The sequence below is a fragment of the Phenylobacterium sp. Root700 genome, assembly GCF_001429025.1.
GTDB lineage: Bacteria > Pseudomonadota > Alphaproteobacteria > Caulobacterales > Caulobacteraceae > Phenylobacterium.
Map to the genome: position 1 here is coordinate 123,270 of NZ_LMHT01000014.1, position 20,885 is coordinate 144,154.

19 protein-coding genes and 1 pseudogene are annotated in these 20,885 nt (G+C 68.6%); 11 read left to right on the forward strand and 9 right to left on the reverse strand.

The genetic code is table 11. The features are described from left to right. Positions 1–36: 36 nt before the first annotated feature. The 5 genes and pseudogenes from ASE02_RS09430 to rdgB all read right to left on the reverse strand — a co-directional run bounded on the left by ASE02_RS09430 (position 37) and on the right by rdgB (position 3,765). On the reverse strand, positions 37–852 hold the full coding sequence (locus ASE02_RS09430; RefSeq protein ID WP_056733483.1) for a SirB1 family protein: 816 nt from the start codon (positions 850–852) through the stop codon (positions 37–39). An 8-nt stretch (positions 853–860) separates the two neighbouring features. Further along, positions 861–1,070, reverse strand: a pseudogene (locus ASE02_RS09435) (YraN family protein); the annotation flags it as partial. Between the two features lie 35 nt (positions 1,071–1,105). Continuing rightward, a complete protein-coding gene (gene rsmI / locus ASE02_RS09440) occupies positions 1,106–1,981 on the reverse strand; it encodes a 16S rRNA (cytidine(1402)-2'-O)-methyltransferase (RefSeq protein WP_056733485.1) in 876 nt (291 codons plus the stop codon). 24 nt (positions 1,982–2,005) lie between these two features. Continuing rightward, the gene (hemW, locus tag ASE02_RS09445) at positions 2,006–3,169 is read right to left on the reverse strand and encodes a radical SAM family heme chaperone HemW (protein ID WP_156405995.1); all 1,164 of its coding nucleotides are present in this window, start codon (positions 3,167–3,169) and stop codon (positions 2,006–2,008) included. Then, complete coding sequence (rdgB, locus tag ASE02_RS09450) at positions 3,166–3,765, reverse strand: RdgB/HAM1 family non-canonical purine NTP pyrophosphatase (RefSeq protein WP_056733487.1); 600 nt, start codon at positions 3,763–3,765, stop codon at positions 3,166–3,168. The genes hemW and rdgB overlap by 4 nt, the downstream gene beginning before the upstream one ends. A 321-nt stretch (positions 3,766–4,086) precedes the next feature. Between rdgB and ASE02_RS09455 the strand changes: the two genes are divergently transcribed. Together ASE02_RS09455 and ASE02_RS09460 are read left to right on the forward strand one after the other, a co-directional pair. Next, a complete protein-coding gene (locus tag ASE02_RS09455; protein WP_056733489.1) occupies positions 4,087–4,617 on the forward strand; it encodes a DUF2975 domain-containing protein in 531 nt (176 codons plus the stop codon). Position 4,618: 1 nt separating this feature from the next. Beyond that, positions 4,619–4,858 carry a helix-turn-helix transcriptional regulator gene (locus tag ASE02_RS09460; RefSeq protein WP_056733491.1) on the forward strand — a complete coding sequence of 80 codons (240 nt, stop codon included), beginning with the start codon at positions 4,619–4,621 and terminating at the stop codon, positions 4,856–4,858. Between the two features lie 492 nt (positions 4,859–5,350). Here ASE02_RS09460 and rph read toward each other — a convergent pair whose 3' ends face one another. Beyond that, entirely contained in the window at positions 5,351–6,067 is a 717-nt protein-coding gene (gene rph, locus ASE02_RS09465; RefSeq protein ID WP_056733493.1) for a ribonuclease PH, read from the reverse strand. A gap of 99 nt (positions 6,068–6,166) precedes the next feature. Here rph and hrcA point away from each other — a divergent pair, with 99 nt between their 5' ends. The 8 genes from hrcA (at position 6,167) to gyrB (ending at position 14,487) form a co-directional block, all read left to right on the forward strand. Beyond that, on the forward strand, positions 6,167–7,234 hold the full coding sequence (hrcA, locus tag ASE02_RS09470; RefSeq protein WP_056733495.1) for a heat-inducible transcriptional repressor HrcA: 1,068 nt from the start codon (positions 6,167–6,169) through the stop codon (positions 7,232–7,234). Between the two features lie 11 nt (positions 7,235–7,245). Further along, complete coding sequence (gene grpE / locus ASE02_RS09475; RefSeq protein ID WP_056733497.1) at positions 7,246–7,863, forward strand: nucleotide exchange factor GrpE; 618 nt, start codon at positions 7,246–7,248, stop codon at positions 7,861–7,863. Positions 7,864–7,867: 4 nt separating this feature from the next. Then, the gene (locus ASE02_RS09480) at positions 7,868–8,113 is read left to right on the forward strand and encodes a hypothetical protein (RefSeq protein WP_056733499.1); all 246 of its coding nucleotides are present in this window, start codon (positions 7,868–7,870) and stop codon (positions 8,111–8,113) included. Positions 8,114–8,284: 171 nt separating this feature from the next. Next, positions 8,285–9,187, forward strand: coding sequence for a retroviral-like aspartic protease family protein (locus tag ASE02_RS09485; RefSeq protein WP_056733501.1), 903 nt, complete (start codon positions 8,285–8,287; stop codon positions 9,185–9,187). A 124-nt stretch (positions 9,188–9,311) separates the two neighbouring features. Continuing rightward, entirely contained in the window at positions 9,312–10,430 is a 1,119-nt protein-coding gene (dnaN, locus tag ASE02_RS09490; RefSeq protein WP_056733503.1) for a DNA polymerase III subunit beta, read from the forward strand. Between the two features lie 2 nt (positions 10,431–10,432). Further along, positions 10,433–10,861, forward strand: a complete 429-nt coding sequence (locus tag ASE02_RS09495) for an NUDIX hydrolase (RefSeq protein ID WP_056733505.1) — start codon at positions 10,433–10,435, stop codon at positions 10,859–10,861. A 48-nt stretch (positions 10,862–10,909) separates the two neighbouring features. Beyond that, on the forward strand, positions 10,910–12,049 hold the full coding sequence (recF, locus tag ASE02_RS09500) for a DNA replication/repair protein RecF (protein ID WP_056733553.1): 1,140 nt from the start codon (positions 10,910–10,912) through the stop codon (positions 12,047–12,049). After that, positions 12,046–14,487 carry a DNA topoisomerase (ATP-hydrolyzing) subunit B gene (gene gyrB / locus ASE02_RS09505; RefSeq protein ID WP_056733507.1) on the forward strand — a complete coding sequence of 814 codons (2,442 nt, stop codon included), beginning with the start codon at positions 12,046–12,048 and terminating at the stop codon, positions 14,485–14,487. The genes recF and gyrB overlap by 4 nt, the downstream gene beginning before the upstream one ends. Positions 14,488–14,500: 13 nt before the next feature. Here the strand turns inward: gyrB and ASE02_RS09510 are convergent, their stop codons facing one another. From ASE02_RS09510 to ASE02_RS09520, 3 genes are all read right to left on the reverse strand, one after another. Further along, on the reverse strand, positions 14,501–16,195 hold the full coding sequence (locus ASE02_RS09510) for a hypothetical protein (protein WP_056733509.1): 1,695 nt from the start codon (positions 16,193–16,195) through the stop codon (positions 14,501–14,503). Between the two features lie 93 nt (positions 16,196–16,288). Continuing rightward, positions 16,289–17,383 (reverse strand): PepSY domain-containing protein, encoded by a 1,095-nt coding sequence (locus ASE02_RS09515; RefSeq protein WP_082601976.1) that lies wholly within the window; start codon positions 17,381–17,383, stop codon positions 16,289–16,291. Then, complete coding sequence (locus ASE02_RS09520; protein ID WP_056733511.1) at positions 17,383–19,542, reverse strand: TonB-dependent receptor; 2,160 nt, start codon at positions 19,540–19,542, stop codon at positions 17,383–17,385. Before ASE02_RS09520 ends, ASE02_RS09515 begins: the two co-directional genes overlap by 1 nt. Positions 19,543–19,709: 167 nt before the next feature. Between ASE02_RS09520 and ASE02_RS09525 the strand changes: the two genes are divergently transcribed. Next, a complete protein-coding gene (locus ASE02_RS09525; RefSeq protein WP_200957652.1) occupies positions 19,710–20,804 on the forward strand; it encodes a YeiH family protein in 1,095 nt (364 codons plus the stop codon). Positions 20,805–20,885: the final 81 nt, after the last annotated feature.

Genomic DNA, 20,885 nt, shown 5'->3' on the forward strand with positions numbered 1-20,885 from the left:
CGCTCAAAGCGCCAGCCAGAAGGCCTGGAGGCGCTGTCAGTTCAGCCGCAGGCGGACCCGTTCGCGCTGGGCGCGGGCCGCCAGCGCCGCGCCGCCGTCCAGCGTGCTGGCGTGGGTCAAGGCCTGCAGCGCGCCGGCCAAGGCGCCTTGGCCCTCGCGGGCGGCGGCGACGTCCAGCCAGGGGCGATGGTCGGCGGGGTCGAGCAGGGCGCGGCGCAGGGCGGCGCGTTCGGCGCGGCCATAGTCGCCCGCCGCGCTGGCGCGGGCGTAGACGTTGTTTTGCAGACGGATCAGCACCGCGCGGTCGGGGGCCGGCGCCATCAGGTGGTCCAGGCGGTCGGCGACATTGGGCGTCAGGCCGGCGTGCAGGGCGCGCCGGGTCAGTTCGGAGGGCAGCACCACGCGACCCTCGCTGAAGGGGTCGATGGCCAGCGGCCCCTCGGCGGTCTCGATGCGCAGCAGGAAGTGGCCGGGGAAATCGACGCCCTGGACCACCAGGCCGCAGCGGCGCGCCACGTGCAGGTAGAACACGCCCAGCGCCACCGGCAGGCCCTTGCGTCGCTCGGCGACGGCCACCACGCAGGCGTTGTCGGGATCGTCGTAGGTGAAGAGGTCGCCGGTCAGGCCCAGATCGCCGGCCATGGCCTCGGCCAGCGCCTCCTCCGGGCTCTCGGTGCGCAGCCGGTGGGTCAGGCGCTCCACGCCGGTGCGGGCCAGGTCGCGCGCGGTCTGCGGGTCGCGCGCCGGATCGTCATGCATGGCGCAGGCGATGGCGGCTTCCAGCAAGGGAAACTCGCCGTCCTGCGCCTGGCCGGCCTCGCGCAATATTCCTTCGGCGTCCTCGGGGGTCATCGGATGCTTCAAGCGCCCTTCCAGGCGTCGGGGCTGTGGACCGGCAGCCGTCCAGGCGCCAGCGCGATCAGATCGAGGCGAACCGCGAGGTTTTGCAAGCTGGGCCGGCGCGATGCGATGGCCTGACCGGCGCGGCGCAGGCGCTCGCGTTGCATCTGGGTCACGGTTTCGAGCGCGGCCTCCAGGGTTTGGCGCTGTTTCACCTCCACCACGGCCAGCCGGGCGGCGGCGCCTCTGGCCTGGCGGACGGAGGTCAAGCCTCGCGCTCCTGCTTTAGCTCCATGGCCCGGCGGTAGAGGTCGCGGCGCGGCAGGCCCAGGGCCTTGGCCACTTCGGAGGCGGCCTCGGCCGGGCGCAGGCGTGTCAGGGCGTCGGCGAGCGCCGTGTCGGCGTCGGCGGCGGTGGCGGCTTCCTCGCGGCCGGGACCGACCAGGATGACGATCTCGCCCTTGGGCGTGTCGCAGCGCGGATCGGCGGCGAGCTCAGGCAGGGTTCCGCGGATCACCGTCTCGTAGAGCTTGGTCATCTCGCGGGCGACGGCGGCCTCACGCGGGCCGAACACGGCGGCCATGTCGGCCAGGCTGGAGGCCAGGCGCGGGCCGCTCTCGAAGAACACCAGGGTGGTGCGGATCCCGGCCAGTTCCTCGAAGAAGGTGCGGCGCGCGGCGCTCTTGGGCGGGGCGAAGCCGGCGAACATGAAGCGGTCGGTGGGCAGGCCGGCGACCGACAGGCCGGCCAGCAGGGCCGAGGCGCCGGGGATCGGATAGACGGCCGAACCCTGCGCCACCGCCTCGCGCACCAGCCGGAAGCCGGGGTCGGAGACCAGCGGCGTGCCGGCGTCGGAGACCAGCGCCACGCGCCCGCCCTCGGCCAGCACCGCCAGGGCCTTCAGCCCGCCGCGCTCGGAGGTGTGCTCGTCGTAGCGTTCCAGCTTCTTCGACAGGCCGTAGGCGGTCAGCAGCTTGGCCGCGACGCGGGTGTCCTCGGCCAGCACCAGGTCGGCGGCCGACAGCACGTCCAGCGCCCGCAGGGTGATGTCGCGCAGGTTCCCGATCGGAGTCGCCACGATGTAGAGCCCCGGATCCAGGGGGTTCTCGGACAGGGCGGGCGGGGGCGGGTGACGCGACATGTGGGAGGCTTCGCCGGTTATCGCTCAGGTCGCAAGCCTGGACGTTACATGGTCCAGGATCAAGCGGCCGGCGGGGGTGGCGCGCAGGCGCTCTGGATCGGGGGCCAGCAGCCCGGCGGCGATCAGGGCGCCGACCTGTGGGTGGACCGGCGAAAGCCCGATCGCCGCGACGTCTTCGAAGGCGACGCCCTGTTCGATCCGCAGGCCGGCCAGCAGGCGTTCCTCGGCGACCTCGATGGGGGTGAGGCGTTCCTGGGTGGCGAAGCCCGTTCCGGTCTCGCGCACGGCGGCGATGTAGTCGGCGGGCTTGGCGTGGGCGTGGGTGGCGATGCGCACGCCGTGCCGGGTCAGCCGCCCGTGGGCGCCGGGGCCGGCGCCGACATAGTCGATCCCGGTCCAATAGACGAGGTTGTGGCGCGAGCGGGCGGCTTGCCCGCGTGCATGGTTGGAGACCTCGTAGGCGGTGAAGCCCGCGCCCTCCAACACCGACTGGGTGGTCTCGAACAGCTCGGCGGCCAGGTCCTCGCCGGGCGGGACCAACTGGCCGCGCCGCACCGCGCGGTCGAAGGCGGTGCCGGCCTCGATGGTCAGCTGGTAGGGCGACAGGTGCTCGGCCCCGAGTTCGATCGCCTCGCTCAGCTCCTCGCGCCAGGCCTGCGGCGTCTGGTTGGGGCGGGCGTAGATCAGGTCCAGCGACAGGCGCGGAAAGGTCTTGGCCGCCAGGGTCGCGGCGCGGCGGGCCGAGGCGGCGTCATGGTTGCGGCCCAGCAGGGTCAGCGAGGCGTCGTCCAGCGCCTGCAGCCCCAGCGACAAGCGGTCGACCCCGGCCTGCGCGAAGGCCGTGAAGCGACCCGCCTCGGCGTCGGTGGGGTTGGCCTCCAGCGTCACCTCGACGGGCTCGTCCGGCGACCAAAGCGAGCGGGCCAGGGCGATCAGGTCGGCGGCCCAGGCCGGGTCCATCAGCGAGGGCGTGCCGCCGCCCAGGAAGATCGAGACCAGCCGCCGCTCGCCGGTCAGCTCGCGCTGGGCGCGCAGATCATCGGCGATGGCGTGAAACAGCGCGGCTTGTTCGTCCTGGCGGCCGCGGTCGCGGAAGACGTTGAAGTCGCAATAGGGGCAGATCTTCGCGCAGTAGGGCCAGTGGATGTAGAGCCCGAGCGGCGGCACGATCTGCGCGACCTCGTTCACAGCAGGGCGGCCTTGAGCTTGGCGAAGGCCATGGCCCGGTGGCTGATGGCGTCCTTCGCGTCAGGGTCCATCTCGCCGAAGGTGATGTCGGCGCCGATCGCCTGGAAGATCGGGTCATAGCCGTGGCCACGGTCGCCGCGACCGGGGAAGACCAGGGTCCCATCGACCCGGCCCTCGACCACCACCGCCGGGCCGCCCGGCCAGGCCACCGCCAGGGCGCAGGTGAACCAGGCCGAGAAGTCGTCGGCGCCGGCTTCCTCCAGCCGCGCCTCGACCTTCTTCATGGCCCCGCCGAAGTCCTTCTCCGGCCCGCCCCAACGGGCCGAATAGATGCCCGGTTGGCCGCCCAGCGCGGTGACCGACAGCCCCGAATCGTCGGCCAGCGCGATCAGGCCGGACGCCTCGGCGGCGGCGCGGGCCTTGAGCAGGGCGTTGCCGGTGAAGGTCGCCTCGGTCTCCTCGGGTTCCCCAAGGCCCAGGCTGCCGGCCGTCACCAGTTCGAACCGGTTGTCGAGGATCGCGGCCAGTTCGCGGGCCTTGCCCGGATTGTGGGTGGCGACCACCAGCTTCGCGCCGGGTTCGAGCTTCAGAGCCATGGGAAAACCTTCTGAAATGCGGGGGCGGCGGACCATATGCCGCCCGCCGCTCTGTTGCATTGCAAAAGTTTAATATCGTTTTTCGATAATTAGTTTGATCGAAAAGCAATGCGGCCGTATCGAATATCAACACGGGCGACATGGCGTCGCCGCAGCGCAACAAACGATACGGAGACCTTCCATGTTCAGCCCCGCAATGAGCTTTCTCGAACGCACCCTGATGGTGGCCGTGGTCCTGATGGCCGCCCTGCCGGTCGCGGCCTTGGTGACCGGCGGCATGATCGCCTAATCTCTCCGATGTTTCTTGGACGGAGGGCCGCGATGCGCGCCTTGGGGCCGGGCTCGGTGTCGAGCTTCCTGAAGATCATTCTCGACGTGGTGTTCGTCGCACTCTGGATCGGCCTGGGCGCCGTGGCCCTGATGATGCTGGCCGCGCTGCTGTTCAGCTTCAATCCCGAGCTGCTCGAGAACTTCTCGATCCGCGCCGGCGAGGCCGAGATCGGCGCGCGTGGCCCGGTGCTGCTCGGCGGCCTGGCGGCGGCCGGCCTCTATCTGACCGGCGTGCTGGTGATCGTCGAACGCCTGCGCCGGATCTTCTCGACCTTGACGGCGGGCGATCCCTTCCATCCGGAGAACGTGCGCCGCCTGCGAGTGATCGGCCTGGTGCTGGCTGGCCTGGAGGTCGGGCGCTACGTGATCTACGGCCTGGGAATGTGGGCGCTGCCCGGCGCCAACATCCAGCGGCCCGAGTTCAGCCCGACCGCGTGGTTTTCGGTGCTGGTGGTGTTCGTGCTGGCCGAAGTGTTCCGCGAAGGCGCGCGCCTTCGCCGCGAAGCAGAGTTGACGATCTGACATGCCGATCCGCGTAAATCTCGACCGCGTGCTGCTCGACCGACGCATGTCGCTGACCGAACTGGCCGACCGGGTCGGCGTCACCATCGCCAACCTCTCGATCCTCAAGACCGGCAAGGCCCGCGCCGTGCGGTTCTCGACCCTGGCGGCCCTCTGCCGAGAACTGGACTGCCAGCCGGGCGACCTGGTCATCTACGAGCCCGGCCCCGACGACGGCCCGATGGACGAGGACCTGGACTAGCGGTCCTAGATCCTCCCCCGCTGGGGAAGGTGGCGCGCGCAGCGCGACAGAGGGGGCTTGCCGAAGGAGTCCTGCTCCCCCTCACCCGGCCAAAGGGCCGGGAGCTCCCCCAGCGGGGGAGCATCTAGCGAGCCCCCCAAGCGTGGCTATTATGCCGCAGCGCAGCGATACTCGCCGAAAAATTGCAGCGCACCCGTCAAAAATGACGGTGTAACTGTTGATAACCCAGCGTCACCCTCCTATATGCGATGCAACAATTGCTGCAACGCACAACAAAGGAGATGGACATGGCCCAAGCCATTGAAAGCTTCATCGACCGCCTGATGGGTCCCTTCGCTCGCGAACTGGCCCGCATGCCGGCTTCGTCGTTCCGCTATCTGCTGAACGGCTTCTAAGAGCACACTCGGCGACATGAGCGCCGGGCGCGCCTGTCGATGATCGAAACGCCGCTCCGTCCTCCCCGGAGCGGCGTTTCTGATTCTGGGGGCTGGCTTAGCCGCCGACCGCCTGGCGCTGCAGCGCGCACAGTTCGCCGATGCCCTTGCGGGCCAGCGAGAACAGGCCGTCGAACTCTTCCTGGCTGAAGCCGCGCTTTTCGCCGGTGGCCTGGACCTCGACGATCGAGCCCTTGCCGGTCAGCACGAAGTTGGCGTCGGCCTCGGCGTTGGAATCCTCTTCATATTCCAGGTCCAGCACCGGCACGTTCTTGAAGATGCCGCAGGAGATCGCCGCGACCTGGTCGAGGATCGGGTCGGTGGTGATCAGGCCTTCTTCCATCAGGTACTTGGTGGCCATCCGCAGGGCGACCCAGGCGCCGGTGATCGCCGCCGTGCGGGTGCCGCCGTCAGCCTGGATCACGTCGCAGTCGAGCGAGATCTGGCGTTCGCCTAGCGCCGCCGGATCGACCACGGCGCGCAGCGAGCGGCCGATCAGCCGCTGGATTTCCTGGGTGCGGCCCGATTGCTTGCCTTCCGAGGCTTCGCGACGGCCGCGCGTGTGGGTCGCGCGCGGCAGCATGCCGTATTCCGCCGTCACCCAGCCCTGGCCGCGGCCGCGCATGAAGCCGGGCACCCGGTCCTCGACGCTGGCGGTGATCAGCACCTTGGTGTGACCGAACGTCGCCAGGCAGGAGCCTTCCGCATAGCGGTTGACGCCGGTTTCGAGGGTCACGAGGCGGAGCTGGTCGGGGGTACGTTCTGAGGGGCGCATGGGAAACCTTGGCGTATGGGTCTGGCGTCTTGCGCCGGCGGGCTTATCCTAGATCAAAGAGGTTCAGTCCATGGCTCTGACCGAGCGCCGTCCCCCGTCGTGACCAGCCCGCTGCTTTTCTCAGGCCCCTCGTTGGCCGAGCTGGACGAACGCGCCCGCGAGATCTTCCGCCGCGTCGTGGAAGGCTATCTGGAGACCGGCGAGCCGGTCGGTTCGCGCACCCTGTCCAAGGGCGGCGTCCACCTGTCCTCGGCCTCGATCCGCAACACCATGCAGGACCTGACCCAGCTGGGCCTGCTGGGCGCGCCGCATGTCAGCGCCGGACGGATCCCGACCCATGCCGGCCTGCGGCTGTTCGTCGACGGCCTGCTGGAGGTCGGCGATGTGTCCGAAGACGACCGCCGCGCCATCGAGACGCGGCTCTCGGCCAAGGGCCGCAACTTCGAAGAAGCCCTGAACGAGGCGACCGCGATCCTCTCGGGCCTGGCCGGCGGCGCGGGCGTCGTGGTCAGCCCGGTGCGCGACGCCGGGGTCAAGCATGTGGAGTTCGTCTCGCTGTCGGCCGAGCAGGCCTTGGCGGTGATGGTCTTCGAGGACGGCGTGGTCGAAAACCGGCTGATGAAGCTGGCGGCCGGGGTGACGCCGTCATCGCTGCAGGAGGCGTCGAACTTCATGAACGCCCGGCTGCGCGGCCGCACGCTGGGCGAGGCCGGGGCCGAGATCCGCACCGAACTGGACGCCGCCCGCCGCCACCTGAACGAGGCCGCCGCCCGGCTGGTCGAGGACGGCATGGCCGCCTGGGGCGGGGGAGAGGGCTCCGATCGCGCCCTGATCGTCCGGGGCCGGGCCAACCTGCTGCATGACCGCGAAACCCTGGACGACCTGGAGCGCGTCCGCATGCTGTTCGACGATCTTGAACAAAAAGAACAGCTTATCGGTTTGTTGGACGACGTCCGCGAGGCTCAGGGCGTGCGGATCTTTATCGGCGCCGAAACGCGACTCTTTTCCCTTTCGGGTTCCGCCGTCATCGCCGCGCCCTATATGACGGGCCGACAGAAGGTGCTGGGCGCGATCGGCGTGATCGGTCCGGCCCGCCTAAACTATGCCCGGGTCATCCCGCTGGTGGACTATACCGCCCGCGTCCTGTCCCAGGTGACGAACACGTAGAGGATTAGAAGATGTCCGACGATCAAACGCCGGCCGAAGAGTTCAACGAAGTCGCGGACGCCGCAGCCGATGAACTGCTGGCCCTGCGCGCCGAAAATCAGGCCCTGAAGGACCAGATCCTGCGGGTCGCCGCCGATGCGGAGAACACCAAGCGACGTACCGAGCGCGAGGCCAATGACGCCCGCGCCTACGCCATCCAGAAATTTGGCCGCGACCTGCTGACCGTCGCCGACACTCTGGCCCGCGCCCTGGCCAGCCCGCACGAGAGCGCCGATCCGGTGCTGAAGAACTTCGTGGTCGGCATGGAGATGACCGAGAAGGCGCTGCAGACCGCCTTCGAAAACAACGGCCTGAAGCAGATCGATCCGCCCAAGGGCGAGAAGTTCGACCCGCACCAGCACCAGGCGGTGATGGAGCAGCCCTCCACCGAGGTCGGCGCTGGCGGCGTCATCCAGGTGCTGCAGCCGGGCTATGAGCTGCTGGGCCGCCTGATTCGTCCGGCCATGGTGGTGGTCGCGGCCAAGGGCTCGACCGGCGAGGTCGTGGGCGGCGAGAGCCCCGCCGCCGCCAATCCCTATGCGGCCCACGACGGCGAAGACGCCGGCGGGTCCGTCGACACCCGCGCCTAGCGGCATGGCGGACCTCGAGACGACCCAGGTCACGCTCCGCGAGGTCGCCGACGTCGTCGCGCTGGTCGCCATCGAACTGGTCGGATCGGTCTCCCAGGACACCCGGGAGGCCGACGTCCGGTTGGAGGAGCTGGCCGGCCGGCTGATGGACTATGTCGACGCCCTGCCGGAGGGCAATCAACGGCTGCTGATGGGCGCCATCGCCGAGACCCTGATGGCGACCGAAGAGGGGTCTTCTCCGCCGGACTAGGACCTGGCGGCCGGCTCGCTAACCTCCCAGAAAAATTGACCGAATTCCTCGCCGGGCGTAGGCTTGGCCTTAGGTCATAAGGGATGAAAAATCGTGCTGGCCGGGTCACCGACTCGCCGACATGCACTTGGGCAGTTCGCCGCCGCGGGCGGGGTTCTGCTGGCGGCTCCCGTGATCGCCTTCGCCCAGGATCAGGCCGCCCCTGCGCCGGCCGCGCCGGTGGTCGAGCCCGACGCCGACGAAGCCCCGACCCAGATCAAGATCACCCGCGAGCTTTTCGATCAGGTCACCGCCCCGGTGATGATCAACGGCCAGGGGCCGTTCCGCTTCATGGTCGACACCGGCGCCAACGTCTCCTGCGTCTCCCAGCGCCTGGCCCAGTCCCAGCAGCTGCCCGCCGGGCGGGAGCTGCAGGTCAACACCATCGTCGGTCGCCGCGCCCGGCCCAGCGTGCTGATTGACCGGTTGGAGCTGGGCACGCGGGTTCGGCGGCGGGTCGAGGCGCCAGTGCTGCCAATGGGCGCCTTTGATATCGACGGCGTGCTGGGGATCGACTGGCTGAAGGGCCAGCGCCTGGTGTTCGGGTTCGCCGGCAATACGCTCGAGATCACAAAATCGCGTGCGGAGGGTACGACAAAGGGCAGTGTGGTGGTGCCCGCCCGCCGCAAATCGGGCCAGCTCACAATCGTCGACGCCGATATCAGCGGCCGCAAGATCAGCGCCATGATCGACACCGGCTCGCAGTTCTCGCTCGGCAACGGGGCGTTGCGGACGCTGATCGAGCGGATCGACCCGACCGCGCGCCAGCGGGTCAGCAAGGTCGGGCTGATTTCCATCGCCGGCGAGTCCTTCACCGGAGAACAGCTCTACCTGCCGTTCATGCGGCTGGGCGGCCTGACCCTGGGCAATGTGCCTGTGGTTTTCAGCGATATGCCGATCTTCAAGCTGTGGGATTTGCACGATACGCCGACCATCATGCTCGGCATCGATCTGCTGACGCAGTTCACCACGGTGGCGGTCGACTTCGGCCGTTCGGCGGTGCGGTTCGACATCGCAACGGCGGCTTCGGCTTAATCATCCCCATCAGATCGCAACAGCCCCTTTCCTGTGCCGGGATTTTGGCTAATGTCCCAAGTCCCTCCAGCGTTGGGGGCGACGGCGTATCGAGGCGCCGGCGCGTGGAGATTCGGACCAGACCATGAAGCTTACGATCGAACGGGCGGCGCTGATGAAGGCGCTGGGGCATGTGCAAAGCGCCGTCGAACGCCGCAACACAATCCCGATCCTGTCCAATGTGCTGCTGTCGGCGGAACGTGACCGGCTAACCTTCTCGGCCACCGATCTCGACATGGAGATCATCGACGAGGCCTTGGCCCAGGTTGATCAGCCCGGTCAGATCACCGCCCCGGCCCACACCTTGTACGAGATCGTGCGCAAGTTGCCGGAAGGCGCTGACGTCTCGCTCAGCTTCACCGGCGAGGATCCGCGCCTGACCGTGGCCGCGGGCCGTTCGCGGTTCAACCTGCCGGTGTTGCCGGCCGGCGACTTCCCGGTGATGTCGTCCGACGGGCTGTCGGCGCCGATCGCCGTCGATGTCGGCGACCTGATCCGCCTGATCGACAAGACCCGGTTCGCGATCTCGACCGAAGAGACCCGCTATTATCTGAACGGCCTCTACATCCACGCGGTGGTCGAGGGCGGCGTCCAGAAGCTGCGCGCCGTGGCCACCGACGGCCACCGGCTGGCCCTGGCCGAGATGGCCGCGCCGGAAGGTTCGGCCGGAACCCCTGGCGTGATCGTGCCGCGCAAGACCATCGGCGAGATCCGCCGCCTGCTGGATGACGCCGGCGAGTCGGTGGACCTGCAGGTCAGCCCGCAGAAGCTGCGGCTCGATTTCGGCGGCGCGGCCCTGACCTCCAAAGTCATCGACGGCAACTTCCCCGACTACAGCCGCGTCATCCCCAAGGGCAACGACCGGGTGATGATGGTCGACAACAAGCTGTTCGCCAAGGCGGTGGACCGCGTCGCCACCATCTCGGCCGAGAAGAGCCGCTCGGTGCGCATGGCCATCGAGCCGGGCCGCGTGATCCTGACGGTGCGCAACATGGAAGCTGGCCAGGCGGTCGAAGAGGTCGAGGTCGAGTACGACGGCGAAGCCTTCGAACTGTCGTTCAACGCCCGCTACCTGCTGGACGTCACCGACCAGATCGGCGGCGAGCAGGCCGAGTTCCGCTTCGGCGGCCCCAACGACCCGGCCCTGGTCCTCGACCCCACCGACTCCGACGTCCAATACGTGCTGATGCCGCTGCGGGTCTAAGGGTGCTGCGCCACGGCGACTTCGCCTGCGTCATCCTCTGGCGCGACGGCAAGTTGCTGCTGGGTCTGCGAAGCGCGGACAAGCGCACCTATCCGAACTGCTGGGACATCCTCGGCGGCTATGTCGAGGCCGGCGAGACCATCGAGCAGGCCCTGGCGCGCGAGCTTGTCGAAGAGGTGGGCGTGACGCCGGTCGAGTTCTTCAAGCTCGCTGTGGTCGATGAGCCCGACAAGGCGCGCCACGGCGAGGCCCGCTATCACGTCTATGTCGTCACCGGCTGGGCGGGCGGCGAGCCGGCCATGCTGGGCGATGAGCATGTCGATATGGCCTGGTTCACGCCCGCCGAAGCCGCCGTGCTTCCCGCCTTGGCGATGCCTGAATATCGCGAGCTGTTCGAGATGGCCGCCGTGCGGATGCGCCAGCGCGCTTGACGTGTCGAGGCGTTGGGACGGCGCGGCGAAACCCGCTATGACCGGCGCGTGACGGCTTTCACCCATCTGACCCTGACGGATTTCCGCTCTTACCAGCGGGCCGAGCTGCCCCTCGACGGGCGGCCGGTGTTTCTGGTCGGGCCGAACGGGGCGGGGAAGACCAACCTGCTGGAGGCGGTCAGCCTGTTCACGCCGGGGCGCGGCCTGCGGGGCGCGGTCGGGGCCGAGCTTGGCCGGCGGATGCCGGGCGAGAGCCAGGGGCGCGCCTGGGCGGTCGCCGCGGTGATCGAAGCGGACGGCGAGCCGACCCGGATCGGCACCGGCATCGAAAGCGCCGGCGCGGCGCGGCGCACCGTACGGCTGGAGGGCGAGTCCGTGCCGCCGGGACGCCTGGCCGACCACCAGCGCCAGGTCTGGCTGACGCCGGCCCAGGACCGGTTGTTCCTGGAGGGCGCGGGGGATCGCCGGCGGTTCTTCGACCGGCTGGTGTTCGCCGCTGAACCCAGCCACGCGGCCCACGCCTCGGCCTATGAGAAGTCGCAGCGCGAGCGCATGCGGCTGCTGGCCGACGGCCCGGCCGACGCGGACTGGCTGACCGCGCTCGAGGCCCGTATGGCCGAGGCCGGGGCCCTGATGGCCGATGCGCGGGCCCGGACCTTGAGCGCGCTGCAGACCGAGATCGACAGCCGTGGCGACCGGCCGTTTCCGCAGGCGCGGCTCAGCCTGACCGGCGACTGGGAGCGGATGGCCGGAGAGGGCGTCGACCTGGCCGAAATCGAGGCGCGTCTGATCCGCGCACTGGCCGGCGCGCGAGAGCGCGACGCCTCGGCTGGACGGGCCTTGACAGGTCCTCACCGGGGCGATTTGGCGGTGATCCACGCTGAAAAGGACAGACCGGCGGCCGAATGCTCGACGGGAGAGCAGAAAGCCCTGATTTTGAACCTGGTTTTGGGCCAGGCGGCGCGTCTTTCGCGTGCAGAATCGGCTCCAAACCCTATATTGTTGCTAGACGAGGTCGCTGCGCATCTGGACCGCCGTAGGCGGGCCGCGCTGTTCGACGAAATCGAGGCGCTCAAGCTGCAGGCGTTCCTGACCGGCACGGACGAGCATCTCTTCGAGGATTTGAAGGGCCGGGCCCAGGGCGTCCATGTGGACGGCTCAAGCCTGGCGATTCTGGATACCGAATGACCGACGAGACTCAGATTCCCGACAACACGCCCGAGAACAATGGACAGGCCGAATACGGCGCTGAGTCCATCAAGGTCCTGAAGGGCCTGGACGCGGTGCGTAAACGCCCGGGCATGTACATCGGCGACACCGACGACGGCTCTGGCCTGCACCACATGGTCTACGAGGTGGTCGACAACGCCATCGACGAGACCCTGGCCGGCTGGGCGACGCGCGTTGAGGTGATCCTGAACGCCGACGGCTCGGTGACGGTCACCGACGACGGCCGCGGCATCCCCACCGACATCCACGAGGGCGAAGGCGTCTCGGCGGCCGAGGTCATCATGACCCAGCTGCACGCCGGCGGTAAGTTCGACCAGAACTCCTACAAGGTCTCCGGCGGTCTGCACGGGGTCGGCGTCTCGGTGGTCAACGCGCTGTCGGACTGGCTGCGCCTGAAGATCTATCGCGGCGGCAAGTCCTACGAGATGGAGTTCCGCCGCGGCGACGCGGTCTCGCCCCTGGTGGTCACCGGCGACGCGCCGCTGCGCGAGAACGGCGAGTTCCTGTCGGGCACCGAGGTCACGTTCATGGCCTCGACCGAGACCTTCGCCTTCATCGATTATGATCGGAAGACCCTGGAGCACCGCCTGCGCGAGCTGGCGTTCCTGAACTCCGGCGTGACCATCTGGCTGAAGGACAACCGTGAGGCCGAGCCCTTCGTCGAGCTGCTGCACTACGAGGGCGGCATCGAGGCCTTCGTGCGCCACCTCGACAAGGCCAAGACCCCGCTGCTGAAGACCCCGATCGTGGTCCGCGGCAAGAAGGACAATGTCGAGCTGGACCTGTCGCTCTGGTGGAACGACGGCTATCACGAGAACGTCCTCTGCTTCACGAACAACATCCCGCAGAAGGACGGCGGCACCCACCTGGCCGCGTTCCGCTCGGCTCTGACCCGCATCATCACCGGCTATGCCGAAAGCTCCGGCGCGACCAAGCGCGAGAAGGTTTCGCTGTCGGGCGAGGACGCCCGCGAAGGCCTGACCTGCGTGCTGTCGGTCAAGGTTCCCGACCCCAAGTTCTCGTCCCAGACCAAGGACAAGCTGGTGTCGTCCGAAGTGCGCCCGGCGGTGGAAAACCTGGTTTCGGAAGGGATCTCGACCTGGTTCGAGGAACACCCCAACGAAGCCAAGATGATCGTCCAGAAGATCGCCGAGGCCGCCGCCGCCCGTGAAGCGGCGCGCAAGGCCCGCGAACTGACCCGCCGCAAGTCGGCGCTCGACATCACCTCGCTGCCCGGCAAGCTCGCCGACTGCTCGGAGAAGGACCCGGCCAAGTCCGAAGTCTTCCTGGTCGAGGGCGACTCCGCCGGCGGCTCGGCCAAGCAAGCCCGTAACCGTGAGAACCAGGCCATCCTGCCGCTGCGCGGCAAGATCCTGAACGTCGAGCGGGCGCGCTTCGACAAGATGCTGTCGTCCGACCAGATCGGGACCCTGATCACGGCGCTGGGCGCCGGCATCGGCCGCGACGACTTCAACATCGAGAAGCTGCGCTACCACAAGATCGTCATCATGACCGACGCCGACGTCGACGGCGCCCACATCCGCACCCTGTTGCTGACCTTCTTCTACCGGCAGATGCCGGAGGTGATCGAGCGCGGCTATCTCTATATCGCCCAGCCGCCGCTCTATAAGGCGACCAAGAGCCGGCAGTCGCGGTATCTGAAGGACGATTCCGAGCTCGAGAACTACCTGATCGACGAGGGTGTCGAGGGCGCGACCCTGGACCTCTCCTCGGGCGAACGGCTGGTCGGCGCCGACCTGCTGGCGCTGGTGCAGGGCGCCCGGGGCGCCAAGGCCAATGTCGAGCGGCTGTCGTCGCGCGCGCCGGCCTTCGCCATCGAACAGGCCGCCATCGCCGGCCTGCTGTCGGAAAGCGGCGGGGACCTGGCCAAGGCCGCCAAGCGCCTGGACCTCTACGCCGAGGAAGGCGACGGCCCCTGGAGCGGCGAAAAGGCCGTCACCGGCGGTTATGTCTTCTCGCGCATCAAGCGCGGGGTGTCCGAACGGGTCGTGCTGGACGAGATGCTGCTCGGCGCCGCCGACGCGCGCCGTCTGTCGGAACGCGCGAGCGCCATGGTCGAGACCTTCGAGGGCGTCGCCACCTATACCCGCAAGGACAAGACCTCCACGGTTCGCGGTCCGCTGGACCTGTTCAACGCGGTGATGGAAGCCGGCCGCCGGGGCCTGTCGGTCCAGCGCTACAAGGGTCTGGGCGAGATGAACCCCGACCAGCTCTGGGAAACCACCCTGGACGCCGACGCCCGCACCCTGCTGCAGGTGAAGGTCAACCACGCCGACGACGCCGACGACATGTTCACCCGCCTGATGGGCGATCTGGTCGAACCGCGCCGCGAATTCATCCAGGAAAACGCCCTGGACGCCGAGGTCGACGTCTAGGGCGCGGACCTAGCTACTGCGCCGCGGCCTTCGGAGGGTCCACAGTCGCGGTGACGACCGTGCATCCGAGGAACGCCGGGGCGCTCGGCTTGGCGCAGACGTCCTTCTTCGCTTGGGCCGCCTCGGCCTCGGTCGCCGGGCGCACGAGGATGCGGCCGGCGCGGTTGTCCGAGAAGGCCGTGGTCCAGTATTCGGCCACCGCGAAGGCGTAGGCCGGGCGCGGATAGGCGGGGTCGGGCGCCAGCAGCAGCGTGTGCTCCCGGCCGGCCGACGACGGCGCGGACTGGGCCGGATCGGTCACGCGGTCGGTGGCGGGGCGGCTGCAGCAGGACGCCACGACGCCCGAGGGCCGCCACTCCTCCAGCACGTCTCCAGGCGATTGCCGATCCTTGCTCCGGGCCGGGCCGAAGAAGTCTGGAACATCCAGATAGACCTGATCCGTCAGGCGGGCGGTGGCGGCCAGCAGGGCGGTGTCGGCCGGCTCCGCGCCGCCGAGGTACTTGGCGATGGCCTGCATCTGGCTGTTCGACATCTGCAGCGTCTCGCCGGGCGGCGGCGGCCAGGCCACGACCGCAACGCGGCGTCCGGCCTGCAGGAGCTCCTGCCTGTCGAAGGCTGAGAAGCACCGGCTCGACACCAGGTCAGGACGCTTGGTCCAGTCCGCCGCATTGAGCGCTTCGAAGAGGCTCAGATTGACGTCGAAGTCCGACATCGCCATCGCCCGTGCGCCGGTGCGGAATTCCAGGCACTTGGTTTCGAACGCCGCGGCCCGGGTCTTCGGGTCGCCGACGGCGTGAGCCAGGGCGGTGTAGAAGGCCTGGCTTTGGACGGTCGCCGGCGCCCCGCCGGCCGGCTTGAACATCTGGTTGCTGAGCAACACGCCCTCGCCGATCGGGCCAACCACCGGCGGAATATTCTGCGCGACGACCAACGGCGCGGCGAAGGACCGCTGGAATTCGAGCGCGACCTTTACGGTTCCAATGGTCGGGCCCGTCAGGTCCGCAGGGTTCTTCACCAGGATCGCATAGCCGGCGCTTCTCGTGCCCAGCGGGTCGAGAATGAGGGTCTTGGCCTCGGCCCTGGGAAGGTTTCGGCTGGGGTCCCTAACGAGGTTGACCAGGTTGTCGACGGCCCCGCCGGCCGATTGGATATCGCCGTCGCTGATCTGCTTTGGCCACTGTCCGCCAAACGCCGAATAGGCGCTCAATGCGCTTGGCAGCAGGGTCGAGAACGCCGCCCATTGGGTTGAATCGAAGCCCTGAACCGTCAGGTCGACATCGATCATCATCCCCTGGTCCAGGCGCACCCACGGTGTGATCAGCGGGGTCGCCCTTTGCTGGGACGCCAGCGCCTTGCCTTCGCCCTGGCTGTTCACCCCGACGCTCAGGACGGCGACGGCGGGAATTTCGGTTGTCGTCGTGGCGCTGCGGATGCTCAGCTTGGGCGTGACGGCGACGCCGCGGGCCTGCTTCCACGCGAGGTGGGCGAACTTGCCGCCCTTCTTGGCCTGGAGCGCCTTGACGCCTGCAGCGTCGAACTCCGGGGTGATGACCACCCGCACGTACAGCATGCCGGCGCTGGCCTGCGCCGTAAGGTAGGCTGGTTCAGACGGCACGAACGCCTGGGCGACCGCCAGGCTCGGCGCGCCGACCAAGGCGCCGGCGCAGAGCGCCGCCACGGCGGTCCGCCGGATTTTGGATTGGATCATCAGTTCGCCCCCCAGAACGTCGTTACATCTGACGCAAATCCCCCTTGGGTTGCAAGGTGGCCGGGTAAACTTAATGGGCGCGCCCGGTGAGGCTCAGGCCGTCTGGGGTTCTCGGGCCCGGCGCTTGCGCTTCTGGAACTTCGGGTTGGCCCAGAAGGTGTAGACGGCCAACGTTCCCAGCATGGCCAGGGTGAGGCCCGACAGCGTCATCACCAGCCGGTAGGGCAGGCCGCCGACCTTGGCGGCGTGCACCGGATATTCCAGATTGGCGACGCGCACGCCCATCGGCAGGGTCTGGGCGTCGCGGTTGGCGACTTGTCGGCCGGTCGCCGGATCGAACCAGAACATGGTGCGGCCGTTGGGCAGCCATTCGGCCTGTTGGCGCAGCCGCACCGAGATCAGCGCGCCGGGCTTGGCGGGCAGGCCGAGGCTGCGGATCTCGGCGTCTGGATACTTGGCGCGGGCCTCATCCAGCAGGGCGCGCCAATCGGTGGCCGGGGCCAGGGCGCGGCCCTTGACCTTTGGAGGCGCCTGCGCGGCGTCCATTTCGGCGGGCTTGGAGAAGACCGAGAGCAGGACTTCCTCGACCTTGGGCAAGGTCATGGCCACGCCTGTCAGCAACGATACGAATAACAGCGGAGAGACCAGCATCCCGAGGTCGCGATGCTGGCGGACCACGGCCGTGCGCGACATCTTCGCGGGCCAGAGGCTGAAGGTGAACAGCCGCCGCGTCGGCCACCAGAGGATCACGCCGGTGATCACGAACGCCAGGCCAAACAGCCCCAGCGTTCCGGCCACGAACTTCCCGGTGTCGCCGATCAGCAGATAGTGGTGCAGGTCGAACAGCCAGACCTCCGGCCGCTCCCATTTCGAGGCCCAGCGGGCGACGATCTCGCCGGTCTGGTCGGCATAGGCGCCGCGTTCCTTGTCCGTATAGGACAGCCGGTGCAAGCCCAGGCGCTCGCTGGCCAGCACGATGGAGCGCGGCCGGTCGGGATCAGCGAAGATCTTCGTGACGGCTGCGGCGACGGCGGCGGTGTCCTGCACCTGTTGGTCGGCGGCGTGGGGCATGGTCGCCCGCAGCCAGTCGTCCTTGTGCACGAGCATGGCGCCGCTGAGGCCCAGGATGGCCAGGAACAGCCCGATGAGCCCACCAGCCCAGCGGTGCGCGAGGCGCAGGATCGACATCAGAACTTGCGTTCCACACCGAGGGTGAAGCTGCGGCCGCGACCGGCGAAATAGCGCAGGTTGTCGGTCGGGTTGGCGGTGTCGGAGCTGTAGCTCAGGTACTGCTCGTCGAACAGGTTCTGGATGCTGAAGAAGACGTCGGCCACCGGGGCGGAATAGCGCACTGAGACGTCCACCAAGGTGTAGCCGCCAAAGCTGTTGCGCGGATCGGCGCCGTCGAAGTCGCGCTCCAGATAGGTCTGGCTCTGCAGCCGGGCGGCCAGCGGTCCGCTCTGATAGGTCAGGGCGACATTGACCCGGTCGGGCGAGATGTTGGCGCCGTCCAGGTCGATGTCCACCGAGCCGTCGGCGTTGCTGTCGGCGCGGCCCTTGAGCTTGGCGTAGCCGGCGGAGAGCTTCACGCCGGGGACCGGGGTCTGGGCGGTGACGTTCAGTTCCAGGCCCTCGATCTCGACCCGCTGGCGCTGCACGTCATAGACGGCGGTGGCCGGGTTCAGGACCAGCAGCTGGCCGAGCTTGGAGGTCGACCAGAAATAGGCCGCGGTCGCCTCGATGGGGCCGTGCTTCCATTCGGCCCCGATTTCCTGGTTGTCGGAAACCACCGGGTTGATGTCGAGGAAGTTGTCGACGTCGACGCCGTTGCGGTTCACCCCGCGCAGGATGCGGCCGACGTCGGGCACCGTGTAGCCCTCGGCGTAGCTGGCGTAGAGGCGCAGGGCGTCCATCGGCTTCACGACGATCCCGCCGTTCAGCAGGGTGGCCCCGAAGGACGGCTCGCCGCCGCCGACCGCTCGCGATCCGTAGGAGGCCAGGGTGGTGTAGTCGCCGACCTTGAGGGTCACCGACTCGTAGCGGACGCCGCCGGCCAGGTGCACCCTGTCGTCCAGCAGCGCCAGATTGGCCTGCGCGAACGGCGCGATGCTACGGAACTCCGTCGGCGGCACCCAGACGCGCTTGGTCTGGATCAGCGACTGCTCGGTGCGGTCCTTCATGGCGTCCAGGCCGAAGGTCGAGGTCAGGCCGGGCACGAACGGGATTTCGCGCTCATAGCCGAGCCGGGCGCCCAGCTTCTTGGATCGGTTCGAGGACTGGTCGAACAGCGTGCCGGCGGGCGCCAGGCGAACATCCTGGAAGGTGACGCTGCGGTCTCCGCCGAAGGTGTCGCGTGAGCGGTTGTAGAAGACCTGGGCGGTCAGGTCGCCGCCCAGCAGGTCGTCGTCGGTCACCGAGAGCGACACGGTCTCCACCCGGTTGGCGGCGGGCTGTCCGTCGACGGTTCCGCGCATGCTGCTGGCCGGGCGGTTCTGGGTGCGGTCGCCGGCGATAATCACATAGTCGCCGTCGCCCTTCAGTTCGAAACGGTTGGCGACCACGTCGACGCGCAGGCTCTCGTCGATCTGCCAGCCGAACCGGCCGAACACCGAGGTGCTTTTGGAGTTCTGGATTTCGCCCTGGGTGTTGTCGACGCCGATCCGCCGGCCCAGGCCGTCATAGAAGGCGCCGCGCGCCTCATAGGCGAGGCCGAGCGTGGCGTCGAAGGCGCCGGACCGATAGCCGACCAGGCCCGCGGTCTTCCAGCCGAGCCCGTCGCCGTGGAAGCGGCTGTCGCTACCAACCTGGGCCAGGACGCGGCCGGAGACGCCGTCCGTCTTGGGCGGGCCGACCGTCACCTGGTTGACCACGCCGCCGGTGGCGCCGATGCCCTGCAAGGCGTTAGATCCGTAGATCAGCTCGACATGGTCGATGAAGAAGGCGTCGATGGTGAACCCGTCGCGCGACCCGTCGCGGATCGGGGTCGATTGCGGGATGCCGTTGATGGCGAACAGCGGCGAGCGGCCGCGCAGGGTCTCGCCGCTGCCCGACAGTTTCTGGCGGGTGGGCGAGAAGGACGGCGACAGCGAGGAGATCGCCTCGACGATCGAGCCGCTGATCGACACCTGTTGCGACAGGGTGCTGGCGTCGACGATATCGACCGTCATCGGCAGGGCGCTGGCGGGCAGGGTGGTGCGGGCCGCGGTGATGACCAGCTCCGACACGTCGGTCGGGTCGCTCTTGGCCTGGGCGAAGGCTTGGCCGCCACAGGCCAACGCGATCAGGCTCGCCCCGGCGACCAGCCGTACGCCTCGCATGCGCGCCGCGCGCGCAGTTCCCAAAGCCATCGAAATCCCCGTCGTGTCGTTGTGTGGGGCGCTCTATAGCCGCGAATGAGAACGACTTGCAATTGTCGTCTTGATCGCAGGGAAGGACGCGCGGCTTGCCGCTGACGACCGGCGCCATCTATGACTCATGGCCAAGCCGCGACCCGGTTCAAACAGCGAGCTCGCCCATGATGCGCGACGATGTCGGCGACCTTGCATTCCGCTCCCTGGATTCGCTGGAGGGCGCGCCCGATCGGACCGGCGGCGCGCCTGGCCCGCGCGAAAGCCTGCTGGCCAAGGCGCGTCGTTATGCGCCCGGCGTGATCATCGCCGGCCTGGTCGCCCTGGCCGCCCAATGGCTGTCCGAACACTACAAGGCGCCGGTCATGCTGTTCGCCCTGCTGCTGGGCATGGCGGTGAACTTCACCGGCGATGATCCGCGCTGCCGGCCGGGCATCGATTTCGCCGCGCGCCAAATTCTGCGGATCGGTGTGGCCTTGCTCGGCATGCGCATCACCTTCGACCAGGTCCGTTCGGTCGGCGCCGGCGCCCTGTCGCTGACGGCGGTCGCGGTCGTCCTGACTATCCTGGTCGGGTGGCTGATGGCGCGGTCGATGAAGCTGCGCGGGCCGCTGGGGATCTTGATGGGCGGGGCGGTGGCGATCTGCGGCGCCTCGGCCGCCCTGGCGATCGCCTCGGTCCTGCCGCGCAGCAAGACGCACGAGCGCGACGTCGTGCTGACAGTGGTCGGCGTCACCACGCTCTCGACCGTGGCGATGATCGTCTATCCGACGGTCGCCGCCATGCTGCATTTCAGCGCCAGCGCGTCCGGCATGTTCTTCGGCGCCACCATCCACGACGTCGCCCAGGTGGTCGGCGCGGGCTACAGCGTCTCGCCCGAGGCCGGCGACACCGCGACCATCGTCAAACTGTTCCGGGTGGCGCTGCTGCTGCCGGCGGTGGTGATCATCTCGCTGATCTATCGGGGCTCGGCCGAGCCCAACGCCAAGCGGCCTCCGCTGATCCCGGTGTTCCTGATCGCCTTCGCGGCCCTGGTGGCGATCAACTCCACCGGGGTGATCGGCGCCTGGATCCGCGATCCGTTGCAGGACGCCTCGCGCTGGTGCCTGGTCACCGCCATCGCCGCCCTCGGCGCCAAGACCGCGCTGGGCGACCTGGCCAAGGTCGGTTGGCGGCCGATCCTGGTGCTGGTCGGCACGACGTTGTTCGTCGCGGTGTTCATCCTGGCGGGCCTGGTCCTGCTCGGCGGCTGGCCGCCCTAGGGGGCGAAAACAAAGAAGCGCGCATAGGCCGTTGCCTTCCCCAAGGTGAGATGCTTTTTGATGAAGCGGTATGTTCTCGGG